Genomic DNA, 13,547 nt, shown 5'->3' on the forward strand with positions numbered 1-13,547 from the left:
CTATACCAGCTCCTTACTTACCTGACAGGCTTTTTTGCATTCCTCAGCCACAATGGAGGGCAGGAACGGATTCCCGTCGTATTTCAATACGCTTGTTATTTTCTCTCTGCTTCCGACATGCAGCTTGATCAAATCAGCCAACTGACCGGTTGCGTTATGTTCAAGAACGATCACCTGCTTCGCTTGCTCCACATAAGGCTTCACAGCCTCTGCCGGGAACGGGTGAAGCAATCGTATCATCATCTGATTCGTTGTGATCCCTTCATTTTCAAGCATTTCCCTAGCTTGCTTGATCGTTCCGCCGGTTGAACCCATACCGATGATCAACAGCTCGGGATTCTCATACGGTGCATCTGCATGGACGGGATGCTCTACCTCAATCCGGTCCATTTTGCCAAGGCGTTTATCCATCATTTGCTTACGATTCACAGCACTTTCCGAAGGTCTGCCGCTTTCATCATGCTCCACCCCCGTGACATGATGAATGCCGTGTTTCTGTCCTGGAATCACCCTCGGAGATACACCGTCCTCTGTCAGCTCGTAGCGCTTAAATAACGCGCCTGCTTCCAGCTCCGGCGCCTCCTGCACAAGCTTTCCTCGGTTGATGCTGATCCGGTCATAATCGAGCAGCTCACAGGACTGCTTGCCCAGAGACAACTGCAGATCCGTCACAACGATGACAGGCAGCTGGTACTTGTCCGCCAGATTAAACGCTTCGATCATATCGTAGAAGCATTCCTCTATGGAGCTTGGTGCCAGCACGATCTTAGGAATCTCACCGTGCGTCCCGTGAATGAGTGCGTTGATATCGCTCTGCTCCTGTTTAGTCGGCAGCCCTGTACTTGGGCCTCCGCGCTGCGTATCGATGATAACTACCGGCGTCTCGGTCATCCCCGACAGCCCGATAGCTTCCATCATGAGCGACAAGCCAGGACCCGCAGAAGCCGTCATCGAGCGGACTCCCGCATAATTCGCACCGATGGCCATCGTGATGGCAGCAATCTCGTCCTCCGTCTGTACAACGGTTCCGCCGAATTTCGGCAGCTTTTTAATAAGATATTCCATAATTTCGGAAGCTGGTGTAATCGGATATGCACTCATGATACGGCAGCCGGCAGCAAGCGCTCCGAGTCCAATCGCATCATTACCGATCATGAAGAGCTTTTGTTTGCCATCGGCTGGCTCAAGTCTGAAATCTTCCAGCGGACCGCCAGCCAATTCGAGCACAAAATCTGCACCGCGCTTGACAGCTTCAATGTTTTTCTCAACAACTGCGGCTCCCTTGCGGCCAAATTCCTCTTCCACCGCTTTGTTGAACACATCCATAGGCAATCCGAGCAGCGCCCAAGAAGCACCGGATGCAACCATGTTCTTCATCAAAGAGGTACCTAGATCCTCCGCAATCGAAGTAATAGGCACAGGAAAAAGACGCGCATCCGCTCCCTCAGGCAGCGCTGGTCCAAATTTGGCGTCTGCAATAACGACACCACCCGGACGCAGCTCATGCGCGTTCAAATCAATGCTTTCCTGGTCAAATGCAACCAGTATATCCAAATCATCCGCAATCGCGCGAATAGGCTGCGTACTGATGCGAATTTTATTATTGGTGTGACCACCTTTTATCCGAGACGAAAAATGTCGATAACCATACAGATAATAGCCAAGGCGATTCAGAGCCGTCGAAAAGATCCGGTCCGTGCTCTCCACGCCTTCCCCTTGCTGTCCACCTATTTTCCATGATAATTGACTAATCAAAAAGCCCACTCCTTCTTCCCGTTCATAGTGCTGGCGCCATGTCATTCATGTCCCTCGCACTACTTCGAAATACACTCCTAATAATTACGTAAAAGTTTATGAGTATCCTGGACAAATAGCAAGCGTTTTTTGTGTGACATTTTTCATCGCTTTTCACGCTAGCCTATCCTTTCATGGAAGGCATGATAGGCATGCTCGATCATGCCTTCCATAAGAGGAACTCATTTGACCGGCTTGCCATGCATACCTTCACTTTCCGGGAGATGGCGTTTTAGATAGGATAATGCATTTCCCGAAAACCACTTCCGTACCAGCTCCTCCGAATAATGCTTGCACAGCAGCTCGGCGAACTCAGGATAACGTCCCGGATGCTCCAAGCCTTGAATCCAGGCATCAATCCCATCGAAATCCGATCCTATCATCAGGCTGTTCTGTCCCCCCAGTGAACAGAAATGCTCAATATGAGGGAGCAGCTCCTCCGGTCGCACCGGCTTCTCACCGCCCTCCCTTACAAACCATGGCACAAAAGTCATTCCAATGCGGCCATCCATGGCAACGATAGCACGAATCTGCTCATCGGTCAGATTTCGCGGATGCGGACATATCGATTTGGCATTGGAGTGAGAAGCGATGAACGGCCGCTCCGTCCGCTCGGTCAATTCCCAAAATCCGGTCGGGGACAGATGCGATACATCCAGAAGAAGTCCGATCTCGTTGCAAAGCTCAATCAGTTTTTTTCCTTTTTCGGTGAATCCTCCATCTCGCTTCTCTAGCACTCCATCTGCCGCCCAGTTTGCGTAATTCCAGGTGATCCCGAGAAAACGCACGCCCATCTCATAACACATTCTTACATAGAACAAACTGCCTTCAAAGCCGTCTGCCCCCTCGACCGAGAGCAGGCCCCATGGAATTTGCCCGGCTTTACTCGCCGGATGGACTGATCCTATTTCTTGCTCCAGTTCTGCCGCTTCCTCCTTCCAGCGCATCCAGCGAACGCCACCGGCGGTTGTCATGACCCTGGATTTGAATACGTCAATCTGATCCAAAATATATTCATAACGCGGGATCCCCCAACGTTCAGACAAATATATCGCAAAACATTGCAGCGACACTGCTCCATGCTGCAGTCGCTCATAGGTTACATCAAGCTTCTTATCATTTTGGAAGGATATTCTCGTGTCCTCCCTCATTTTGCTCAGAACATCGCAGTGGAAATCAATGACGGGGATACTCACGGTTCATTTCTCCCTTCCGCTATTCTATGACCTTGCCCCTGATGGATGCAAAAAAACCTGTCTATCCCATATAAACTGAATGCAAGTCAGAGGAGTATGTCCCCGGTAACGCTCGACTTGATTCAGCTTATATCAATAAACAGGTTTCAACAACGACCAACACCTAACGACTCATCTAGGTTCCACAATCAACTTGATTGCGGTACGGTCTTCCCCATCAATCACAATATCCGTAAACGCTGGAATGCAAATCAGGTCGACTCCGCTTGGTGCGACAAATCCCCGGGCAATGGCAACCGCTTTAATGGCTTGGTTTAGCGCTCCCGCTCCGATTGCCTGCAGTTCAGCAGCACCACGTTCACGAAGCACGCCAGCTAGAGCACCGGCAACAGAATTTGGATTGGACTTTGCTGAAACTTTTAATACTTCCATGGTAAGTACCTCCCCTGGGAATGATGATGGTTAGCTTCCACATACTAGATGTTATTCGGGAGTGGCAAAATAATTCCTTCTTTTTGTCAATTTTACCTGGAAAAATACATCCATAGTCTTAGACTTCCACATCTCATTCCCTATACGGAAAGTTCCTTAGTCCATAATCCAATCGTCCTCAAGCAAGCGGATTTTCTCCATTTTTTTCGCTTTACCGGTGGCATCATCCAGCTGTACGTATACCCCGTGGAACTGCCATTTCCCTGTGTCCACCTGAAAACGGACCGGCAGCTGGGTCTTGAATTTCCGGAGTACAGCTTCCCGTTCCATGCCCAGAATCCCTTCTTTGGGACCTACCATGCCAGCATCCGTCAGATAGGCTGTTCCGCCTGGCAGAATCGTATCGTCATTGCTCTGAACATGAGTATGTGTACCTACAACGATCGAAGCGCGTCCGTCCATATGCCAGCCCATAGCGATTTTCTCGGATGTAGCTTCCGCATGAAAGTCTACTAAGATATGCTTATGCTTTTTGCGCAGTTGATCCACAATTTCATCGCTTTTGCGGAAAGGACAGTCAATGGCTGGCAAAAACGTCCGGCCCTGCAAATTGACGATGGCCAGTTCTTTACCGTTCGCCTTGATGATCGTGTGTCCCAATCCAGGCGTTCCCGGAGGAAAATTGGCAGGACGGATCATTCGAGGTTCATCATCGATAAAGTCGAAGATTTCTTTGTTATCCCATGTGTGGTTGCCCATCGTAATACCATGAACGCCCCATTCAAAAAAATCCTTGGCGATGGATTGCGTGATGCCCCGGCCAGAAGCTGCGTTTTCTCCGTTTACGATAATGATATGTGGATTATACTTTGATTTCAGAGAAGGCAGCGTATCCTTTAACGCTTTTCTGCCTACACTTCCTACGATGTCTCCAATAAATAAAACGTTAATAACGTTCCCCTCCAATGCAGATAAAATAATATTTCGAATATTCACACGAGACCAAGTTATGAGTTTACCCGATCTAAATATGAAAAGTGGCCCCTAATGCGGCCACTTTTCAAAGAGCATTATTTAGCGTATTCAACCGCCCGGGTTTCACGAATAACAGTAACTTTGATATGCCCCGGATAATCCAGTTCATTTTCGATCGTTTTCGTGATATCCCTTGCCAAGCGGAAGGCTTCCGCATCGTCAATCTTTTCAGGCTGCACCATGACGCGAACTTCGCGTCCGGCTTGAATCGCGAACGATTTTTCTACACCCTCGAAGGACTCAGATATTTCTTCCAGCTTTTCCAGTCGTTTGATATACGTTTCAAGCGTTTCACGACGTGCTCCTGGTCTTGCTGCGGAAAGTGCATCCGCCGCTCCAACCAGCATAGCGATAACTGAAGTTGCTTCAACATCACCGTGGTGCGATGCAATACTGTTGATAACGACCGGATGTTCCTTGTATTTCTTCGCTAGTTCCACGCCGATTTCAACGTGTGATCCTTCCACTTCATGATCCAGCGCTTTTCCGATGTCATGCAACAAACCGGCACGTTTGGCGAGAACGATGTCTTCTCCAAGCTCTCCGGCCATCAGACCCGTGAGATAAGCAACCTCCATGGAATGCTTCAAAACGTTCTGACCATAGCTGGTACGGAATTTCAAACGGCCCAGGATCTTGATGAGATCCGGATGCAATCCGTGTACTCCCACCTCGAAGGTCGCCTGTTCGCCGTATTCGCGAATACGTTCGTCGACCTCTTTGCGTGATTTTTCCACCATTTCTTCAATCCGAGCTGGATGAATTCGGCCATCTGATACCAGTTTTTCCAAAGCGGTACGGGCGATTTCCCGGCGGATCGGATCGAATCCTGACAGAATAACTGCTTCAGGAGTATCATCAATAATGAGATCAATACCCGTAAGGGTCTCCAGTGCACGGATATTACGGCCTTCACGACCGATAATCCGCCCTTTCATTTCCTCATTCGGCAATGTCACTACAGATACCGTAGTCTCAGCCACATGGTCGGCAGCGCAGCGCTGAATGGCAAGGGTCACGATTTCACGTGCCTTCTTGTCCGCTTCCTCCTTGGCCTGCTGCTCGATGTCCTTGATCATTTGAGCGGTTTCATGCCGTACTTCCTGTTCCACATTGCTCAGAATGATGCTTCTTGCATCCTCCATCGTCAAATTGGAGATGCGTTCCAATTCAGTGACCTGGCTTTTATAAATCAGATCAATCTGCTGTTGTGTCTCTTCAATACGCTTCTCTTTGTTAGCCACTTGTTCTTCTTTGCGTTCCAGCGATTCAATCTTTTTATCCAGCGACTCTTCTTTCTGCAACAATCGTCTTTCCTGCCGTTGAATTTCATTCCGACGCTCACGAGTGTCTTTTTCAGCTTCGGTACGGATTTTGTGGATTTCATCCTTGGCTTCCAGTACCGTTTCCTTTTTCTGTGCTTCAGCTTCTTTCTTCGCATTTTCGACAATATGCAATGCAGCTTGTTCAGCACTAGAAATTTTAGCTTCTGCAAGAGATTTGCGAATAAAATATCCAATCACGAACCCCAAGAACAATCCGGCAACAACGAGAACGATCGATAGCCATGTAGGCATAATTTCACCCCCCCGTTGGTTCCTCCAAGGTATTCCTTGGGATTTTTTACAGTTCTGCATTTCAACACGTTCATCATCATACACAAATCGTAAATCAACGATTCTTATCTCCCGTGAAAAATACGGGCATTATCCATATGAATTGGCGCAACCGAATCTTACAGAAACGAGCCTTTCTTGGAAGGAAAAAGGGTTTCTTTTCGGTACAAGATTCATATTCATTTTAGTATTTGTGAAAAGATATTGTCAAGAGAGTGCATTTCATAATATGTTAACTTCTGCCTCAATCAAAAGAAAAATGCTCCATATCTTCTTCCGCTTCGTCGTTTTCCTGGATTAACTGATTAATAACCTTTCTGGTCAGTTCTCCGGAAAACCCTCTTCTCATTAAAAAAGCACCCGTTTTACGCTTTTTGTCCAATAGCTCTCCGCGCGTCTGGTTCCACTTCTTTCTTCCCACAATCAGACCGCTTTCAAACTCTTGCTCCTGACTCACTTCTGCGAGCGCCTCGCTGATCAGCGACTTATCTACGCCTTTCTGGCGAAGTTCTTCCCTGACCCATGCTTTGCCCTTCCGCTGGTTTGAAACGCGCTGCTCAGCCCATTGCTTCGCATACAGCTCGTCATTAATCAATCCCTCGTTCTCTAACCGCTTAAGGGCATGCTCAATAACGTTAGATGTGATTTCTTTCTCACGGAGCCTGTCCGCAAGTTCCTTCCGCGTACGCTGCTTTCGTTCCAGGTACTTGAGAGCCTGTACATACGCCCTCTGCTTCTCATCGGCAAGAATGATTTCTTCAAGCTCCCTTTTGGTAAAGGTACTGCCTCTTAGCATCCGATATTTAATCATGACATCTTCATGGATCGACAGTATATACTCACCAAACGAAATTAAATAACGACCTTTCTGCTTCGGCTGCCGTTCCACAGCGGTAATCTCAAGATCCATGTCATCAGGGAAATGCGTCACATCCGTCATTTCCTGCTGCTTGTTCAAATCTGATTCCTGCATAGTCTCCCCCTGATATCCAAATAAAAATGAGAAAGGCGCCCTGGACAGGTTCACCAGGACGCCTTCTATTTAGGCTAACGTTTATTCAAGCTCCAGCAATTCCTGTTCTTCCTTCTCCTCTGCCTCCAGATCGGTGGATGAAGGAGCAGGGACTGTAGTGGTCAGATTGCTTGCTTCCCGAATTTTATTCTCAATCACATCGGAAATTTGCGTATTCTCTTTCAAAAACTGCTTGGCATTTTCACGACCCTGACCCAGGCGTTCTCCCTCATAGGAATACCAAGCTCCGCTTTTATTCACGATGTCGAGTTCCGTACCAATATCAATAATGCTACCTTGCTTGGAGATGCCTTCACCATACATAATATCAATTTCAGCCTGTTTGAACGGAGGTGCTACCTTGTTCTTCACGACCTTGATACGCGTACGGTTACCTACAACATCATTGCCCATCTTGATACTCTCTATACGGCGCACATCCAGGCGCACGGAAGAATAGAATTTCAAGGCGCGGCCGCCAGGCGTTGTTTCCGGGTTACCGAACATCACGCCCACCTTCTCGCGAAGCTGGTTAATGAAGATGGCAATCGTCTTCGATTTGGCAATGGCACCGGATAGCTTACGCAAGGCTTGGGACATCAGACGAGCCTGAAGACCCACGTGGGAATCCCCCATTTCGCCTTCGATCTCAGCTTTCGGTACGAGAGCCGCTACCGAGTCCACGACAATAATATCAACAGCTCCGCTGCGTACGAGCGCTTCAGCGATTTCCAGCGCTTGTTCACCTGTGTCCGGTTGGGAAAGAAGCAGCTCATCGATGTTAACGCCGAGCTTGCTTGCATAGAGAGGATCGAGCGCATGCTCCGCATCGATAAATGCAGCTTGTCCACCCGTCTTCTGAACTTCTGCAATGGCATGGAGAGCCACTGTTGTCTTACCGGATGACTCCGGTCCATATATTTCAACTACGCGGCCTCTTGGAAGACCACCAATACCTAATGCTATATCCAAAGCCAAGGAACCACTGGGAACGACTTCCACCTGCATGTGAGTTGACTCACCCAGCTTCATGATTGAACCTTTACCGAATTGTTTCTCTATCTGACGAAGCGCGACTTCCAGCGCAGCACGACGATCTGACAATAAACTCACATCCTTCACCGTTTATACTCATATCATACCTTGTTTTGGAACGTTTGCCAAGCATTTTTTCGAACATACATTCGTTTTTTTATCCCGCACATTCTCCTTCCGGCATTTAGCCGCAGTACCCGGGAACAGAAAAGAACCGCAGCAAAATTCAAATTTGCACGGTTCTTCCGTATACAATCATTATACCTCTTAGGCGAGTTATTGTACAACTTCGTCCGAAGCGGATTCAGGCTGATGCGTGATCAATCTCAGCCATAAATGGTGAAGGAGCGTCTTGACCGTTCGAATGCGGATGGTTTCACGGTTGCCGCTGAAGCGAAGCTCAAACACGTCCGTTTTCTTGCCGCGCTCCGCCAGGGCGACATAAACAAGGCCAACAGGTTTGCGTTCGGAATAGCCGGGTCCCGCAACCCCCGTCACCGAGAGGCCGAAGTCGCTGTCAGTGATCATTCTGACATGCTCGGCCAATACCTCAGCCACCTCATGGCTGACCGCTCCAGGGGCGTCTTCGCCTTCAAGCAGCGCATGGGGCACGTGAAGAAGCTTCTCCTTCATTTGATTGGAGTAGCACACGATTCCTCCCTGAAACATCGTTGCGCTTCCGGGAATCGAAGTGATGCTTTCCATGAGCAGCCCGCCTGTGCAGCTCTCGGCCGCACTGAGGGTAAGTCCGCGGTCGGCCATGATGTCCACGATCATTTTCTCGATGGGAACGTCCGTGCTCGCGTACATATGCTTGGGAAGACGCTTCTGAATTTGGGCTTCCATTGCTTCGAGCTTCTTCAATGCCTCAAGCTCGCTTTCCGCCTTCGTCGAGATACGGACGGAAACTTCCCCTTCTTTGGCATAAGGCGCAATGGTAGGATCGCTCTGGGCTTGAATCAAGTCGAGAAGCTTATCCTCAAGCAGCGATTCACCGATTCCGGCGAACTTCAGCATTTTAGAGTATATTGGCATTTCATCGGTCAAGGCATGCTGCAAAAGCCATGGTTTAGCCTGCCCGTCAAACATCGGCTTCATTTCCTTCGGCGGGCCTGGCAGCACAATGTAGAACTTCTCATCCTGTGCAATCGCAATCCCTACAGCCAAGCCGGTTTCATTGGGAAGCGGCGTGCTTCCGTGGATGACAAGTGCCTGACGGCGGTTGTTCTCGGTCATGTCGATTCCGCGGTTGACGAAAAACTTCTCCACCTGGTCCATAGCCAAACGGTCTATATGAAGTGAACGGCCCAGAACGGCCGCCAATGCATCCTTGGTCAGGTCATCCTGGGTAGGACCAATGCCGCCGGTAAGCAGAAGGATATCCGCCCGCTGGGCGGCATGCTCAATGGCGTGCTGCAGACGCTGCATATTATCGCCGACAACGGTTTGATAATAAACGTCGATCCCCATTCCCGCAAGCTCCTGAGACAGATACTGGGCATTTGTATTCAATATTTGTCCGAGCAGCAGTTCAGTTCCCACTGCAATGATTTCCGCTTTCATCTGTCATCCTCCTACATTATGCGCTTCTGTTGTCTACCTATCATTGACACATTTCAAGCCGGGTACAACTAAACAGTCGATCATGGAAAGAAAAAGCAATAGGGAAGCCCTATTGCCAATTATGCGTTGGTTAGCCGCAGCAAATGTTTGTTTTTCACAAAATAATCAATTCCTGAGTAAATCGTAATCAAAGCAGCCGCCCACGTTGCGATCACATCCAGCGGAACTCCAATCAGCTCAAATGGGAAGTTGTTGAGAAGCATCAATACAATGGCAATAATTTGAACCACCGTCTTGGCCTTGCCCCACTTGCTTGCCGCAACAACAGAACCGTCCAAAAGCGCAATCTGCCGGAGTCCGGTCACTGCAAATTCGCGGCTGATAATGACTACTGCTATCCAGGAATCGCACTTACCCATCTCAACGAGAGATATCAGCACCGCTGCCACAAGCAGCTTATCCGCCAAAGGATCCAGCAGCTTGCCTAGATTTGTAACCATGTTGTTCTTGCGTGCCAAATAACCGTCTATACCGTCCGTGCTGGCTGCCACAATAAAAATGAATGCCGCAATCAATTGATTCAAGGGCAGCTCATAAGAATTCCAGATCAGCGGGTCAGGGTAGAAGCTAAAATCCACCAGGAGAAAAACCATCATGACCGGAATCAGGCATATTCTTGCAATGGTAATACGGTTGGGTAAATTCAATGTAGACCCTCCCCGGATAAAACAAACTCGAAGTATAAATCAAGTACCAAAGTACCGGAAACAAACAAACTATGTAGAAAACGTCTCTCATTACACTTTTCTTCACAAGTATAATATAACGTTTTATCACCTGTCAAAAACATAAACGAATCAGTTAAGGAGTTAGTTTCCCTGCTGTATTCCGAGCGTCGGAAAGTGATTATTTAAAGTTCGTGAACTGCAGATCAAGGGTTAAATCCGCCTTCCGCAAAAGCTGCATAATCGCTTGCAAGTCATTCTTGCTCTTGCCTGTTACCCGGATTTGATCTCCTTGAATCTGGCTCTTGACCTTGAGTTTGGAATCGCGGATCAGCACATTGATCTTTTTGGCATTCTCCTGATCGATTCCCTGCTTGAGCGTAATGCGCTGGCGGACCGTTCCCATGGAAGCCGGCTCAATTTTGCTATAATCCACGTTTTTGAGCGACAGCCCTCTTTTAATCATTTTGGTCTGAAGGATATCAATGACCGATTTCAGCTTGTATTCATCGTCCGATGCGATGACCAGAGCTTCCTTTTCCAGCTTCAGGCTGCTTTTGCTGCCTTTAAAATCAAAGCGTGTCTCAATCTCCCTCTCTGCTTGATTGATGGCATTGTTCATTTCCTGCAAATCAAATTTGGAAACGATATCGAATGAACTTTCTGAACTCATGTAAACACGTCCTTTCTTAAAACATCATGTCATATTATATGAAAATGTTGCAGACAAGTCTAATCGAAACTTCTCAAAGCGGTGCACACCACACCAAAAAGACATTCCCTGGGGCCAGTACCCGCCTTTCAGGAATGCCTTTTATGGGCAATAAGCCTCATATCAGCGGCTTTGGTCGCGGTCGCGCACAGGTTGTCTGAACATGTCCAGTATACCGAGCACAATATGCGCAAGTCCAAAGCCCAATATGCCGTACCCCCATGCATTGGGAGTCAGATAATAACCGAGAAGACTGACAATAATACCAAGACCGGTCACAATCCAGCTAACTGTCATAATCCACGCACCTCATTTCATCTGGAGAATTATAAAACTGGATACCAAGTGGTACTAGTCCTATTGTCTCCGTGCATGTGCGGTCTTATTCGCTCCGGTTATGCATTATTAGCCCAATTTAGCCATTGTTGTCTGTTGAACCAGCGTTATCCGTACTGTTTGGATCTGTTCCGTCAGACTGATTTCCGGATGTGTTGGAGCTTTGCGGATCAGCCAGTTTAAGCAGTATACGGGATGTTGATTTTCCGTCGGTCACCGTCTGGCCACCTACGGTTATCGTTGTTGCAGGCGAATAACCGGATTTAATATACAGGCCGGCGGAGTCGACTTGAAAACTCAAGGTCTCGCCTTCCTTCGTATTACCGAAAGACAGCTTCTCTCCATGAATATTTTCACCCTTGTAGACCTCTACCCAACTCTTGCCGGTAGCTTTGATTTCAACAGGTACGGACATGCCTGCAGGAGCCGTGACTTTAAAAATGGTGTCCTTACCCTTCTTGCCGTCCTGTTCTACGGAAACGGTCTGATCTCCCGGAGGCGTGGTGGTGCCGTTATCCGGATTTGTTCCGTCTGTATTTGTCCCATTGTCAGGCGGTGTTGTCGTCTGATCGCCACCTGCCGTGCCGCCGTTAGGTGTCTGGCCCGGTGTCGTATTATCCGTACCTTCGGCCGTTTTGCCCGGGTCCGAGGTCACCGGAGGCGTCGTCTCAGCCGGAGTTTTGGACGGGTCCTGCTGATTGTTCGTCACCTTCGACTGATCCACCTTCACAGACTTCGTGTGGGTCGCATTGTTCGCATACAAATAAATAACGACGATAATCAAAATGGGGAATATCCACATTAATGTCGTGGACAGCCACTTCACATTTCGTTCCGATGAACGATTGCTGCTGCGCTTTTGTATAACCGGCTCCATCGTTGGCTCCGGCTCCGCAGGCGCCTCCTGTTTATGGCCTTCAAGCAGCAGATCGGGATCCAATCCAACCGTTTCAGCGTAAGTTTTAATAAAGGCCCTCACGTAAAAACTGCCTGGAAGCACCTTGTAATCCCCTGCTTCGATGGCTTCCAAATATCTTTTGCGGATTTTTGTCATTTCTTGAACATCATCCAGACTCATGCCTTTTTGCAGCCTGGCTTCTCTTAGCTGTTGTCCCAATTCGGACATACCATCACCTCCTAATCACAAGTTATATTTAAATGTCGTCATTGTAGGAACTGGTAAAAGTATCATAAATGATTTCTTCGTTCGGATTGTTTCGAAGCTCAACAATAATATCGAAATCATCGAATGTATATTCTGATTCTTGCACGAACACATCCGGATGCTCGATTACCTTCGTACAAGGCATTTCCATAATATCCTGCAACAAATTATAATGGCGCTCATTCGAACGGATCGTACTGACGATTCCATCGATAATGAATACGTTCCCCGGATTCATCTCATCTTCAGAGAGCTGACTTCTGACGGTCTGACGGAGCAATGTCGAGGAGACAAACGTCCAGCGCTTCATTGCGCATACGCTGCCTGCAATAATGGATTCCGTTTTACCTACACGCGGCATTCCGCGAAGGCCGATGACCTGATTTCCGCTCTTCTTAAATAATTCACCCAAAAAATCGACAAGTAATCCGAGCTCGTCCCGGGTAAACCGAAAAGTTTTACGGTCATCCGAATCTCGATCAATATAACGTCCGTGACGAACAGCAAGAATATCGACCAGCTTAGGTTCACGCAATGCGCAAACCGTAATGCTATCCACCTTTTTGAGCATGGCTCCCATCAGGCTGATCTTCTCGTCATCATCGGTTTCAAGAAGCATTCCCCGCGTCTTGCCTTCGACGCCGTTAATCGTTAATATATTAACCTCCAGCATACCGAGCAGAGATGCAATATCCCCCAGCAGGCCCGGACGGTTCTTATGTATCCTGTATTCCATGTACCATTGCTTCGTTTGCTTCGTTTGATTAAATTCCACCTTGACACCTCATCTGAACTTTTCCCACTTATTTCGACAAAATAAACCTGCAACCCTTGCGGGAGAGGCTCACTTTCACTGCCATAATATTGGGTCACGTTAATGATATATAAAATACTAGCGAAAAACAAGTTCAATACTGTAACCATTA

General features: G+C 48.0%; 13 protein-coding genes. All 13 read right to left on the reverse strand.

The window, feature by feature from the left end:
• The gene (locus tag GRF59_RS07475) at positions 1-1,755 is read right to left on the reverse strand and encodes a 2-oxoacid:acceptor oxidoreductase subunit alpha (protein ID WP_160496972.1); all 1,755 of its coding nucleotides are present in this window, start codon (positions 1,753-1,755) and stop codon (positions 1-3) included.
• A 221-nt stretch (positions 1,756-1,976) separates the two neighbouring features.
• The gene (locus GRF59_RS07480; protein ID WP_341480061.1) at positions 1,977-2,984 is read right to left on the reverse strand and encodes a dipeptidase; all 1,008 of its coding nucleotides are present in this window, start codon (positions 2,982-2,984) and stop codon (positions 1,977-1,979) included.
• Between the two features lie 177 nt (positions 2,985-3,161).
• Positions 3,162-3,422: a stage V sporulation protein S gene (locus GRF59_RS07485; protein WP_006286829.1), complete on the reverse strand. Its 261-nt coding sequence runs from the start codon at positions 3,420-3,422 to the stop codon at positions 3,162-3,164.
• Positions 3,423-3,578: 156 nt separating this feature from the next.
• Positions 3,579-4,373 (reverse strand): TIGR00282 family metallophosphoesterase, encoded by a 795-nt coding sequence (locus tag GRF59_RS07490; RefSeq protein ID WP_160498180.1) that lies wholly within the window; start codon positions 4,371-4,373, stop codon positions 3,579-3,581.
• Between the two features lie 119 nt (positions 4,374-4,492).
• Positions 4,493-6,034: a ribonuclease Y gene (gene rny, locus GRF59_RS07495; protein ID WP_160496973.1), complete on the reverse strand. Its 1,542-nt coding sequence runs from the start codon at positions 6,032-6,034 to the stop codon at positions 4,493-4,495.
• A 283-nt stretch (positions 6,035-6,317) separates the two neighbouring features.
• Positions 6,318-7,046 (reverse strand): regulatory protein RecX, encoded by a 729-nt coding sequence (locus GRF59_RS07500; RefSeq protein WP_160496974.1) that lies wholly within the window; start codon positions 7,044-7,046, stop codon positions 6,318-6,320.
• A gap of 81 nt (positions 7,047-7,127) precedes the next feature.
• The gene (gene recA, locus GRF59_RS07505; RefSeq protein ID WP_160496975.1) at positions 7,128-8,189 is read right to left on the reverse strand and encodes a recombinase RecA; all 1,062 of its coding nucleotides are present in this window, start codon (positions 8,187-8,189) and stop codon (positions 7,128-7,130) included.
• A 207-nt stretch (positions 8,190-8,396) separates the two neighbouring features.
• On the reverse strand, positions 8,397-9,683 hold the full coding sequence (locus tag GRF59_RS07510; protein WP_160496976.1) for a competence/damage-inducible protein A: 1,287 nt from the start codon (positions 9,681-9,683) through the stop codon (positions 8,397-8,399).
• A 119-nt stretch (positions 9,684-9,802) separates the two neighbouring features.
• Positions 9,803-10,390, reverse strand: coding sequence for a CDP-diacylglycerol--glycerol-3-phosphate 3-phosphatidyltransferase (gene pgsA / locus GRF59_RS07515; RefSeq protein ID WP_160496977.1), 588 nt, complete (start codon positions 10,388-10,390; stop codon positions 9,803-9,805).
• Between the two features lie 199 nt (positions 10,391-10,589).
• Entirely contained in the window at positions 10,590-11,081 is a 492-nt protein-coding gene (locus GRF59_RS07520) for a YajQ family cyclic di-GMP-binding protein (protein WP_160496978.1), read from the reverse strand.
• Positions 11,082-11,243: 162 nt separating this feature from the next.
• The gene (locus tag GRF59_RS29345) at positions 11,244-11,417 is read right to left on the reverse strand and encodes a hypothetical protein (RefSeq protein ID WP_202128508.1); all 174 of its coding nucleotides are present in this window, start codon (positions 11,415-11,417) and stop codon (positions 11,244-11,246) included.
• Between the two features lie 118 nt (positions 11,418-11,535).
• Positions 11,536-12,582 (reverse strand): helix-turn-helix domain-containing protein, encoded by a 1,047-nt coding sequence (locus tag GRF59_RS07525; protein WP_160496979.1) that lies wholly within the window; start codon positions 12,580-12,582, stop codon positions 11,536-11,538.
• Between the two features lie 28 nt (positions 12,583-12,610).
• Positions 12,611-13,357: a DUF3388 domain-containing protein gene (locus GRF59_RS07530; RefSeq protein ID WP_160498181.1), complete on the reverse strand. Its 747-nt coding sequence runs from the start codon at positions 13,355-13,357 to the stop codon at positions 12,611-12,613.
• Positions 13,358-13,547 lie beyond the last annotated feature (190 nt).

Origin of the sequence: Paenibacillus dendrobii (genome assembly GCF_009807035.1) — a bacterium.
GTDB lineage: Bacteria > Bacillota > Bacilli > Paenibacillales > Paenibacillaceae > Paenibacillus_AQ > Paenibacillus_AQ dendrobii.

Coding starts and splice junctions, on each gene's coding strand:
- GRF59_RS07525 (WP_160496979.1), bottom strand. CDS start 12,582: ATGTCCGAATTGGGACAACAGCTAAGAGAAGCCAGGCTGCAAAAAGGC.
- GRF59_RS29345 (WP_202128508.1), bottom strand. CDS start 11,417: ATGACAGTTAGCTGGATTGTGACCGGTCTTGGTATTATTGTCAGTCTT.
- GRF59_RS07510 (WP_160496976.1), bottom strand. CDS start 9,683: ATGAAAGCGGAAATCATTGCAGTGGGAACTGAACTGCTGCTCGGACAA.
- GRF59_RS07485 (WP_006286829.1), bottom strand. CDS start 3,422: ATGGAAGTATTAAAAGTTTCAGCAAAGTCCAATCCAAATTCTGTTGCC.
- GRF59_RS07520 (WP_160496978.1), bottom strand. CDS start 11,081: ATGAGTTCAGAAAGTTCATTCGATATCGTTTCCAAATTTGATTTGCAG.
- GRF59_RS07500 (WP_160496974.1), bottom strand. CDS start 7,046: ATGCAGGAATCAGATTTGAACAAGCAGCAGGAAATGACGGATGTGACG.
- rny (WP_160496973.1), bottom strand. CDS start 6,034: ATGCCTACATGGCTATCGATCGTTCTCGTTGTTGCCGGATTGTTCTTG.
- GRF59_RS07530 (WP_160498181.1), bottom strand. CDS start 13,357: ATGGAATACAGGATACATAAGAACCGTCCGGGCCTGCTGGGGGATATT.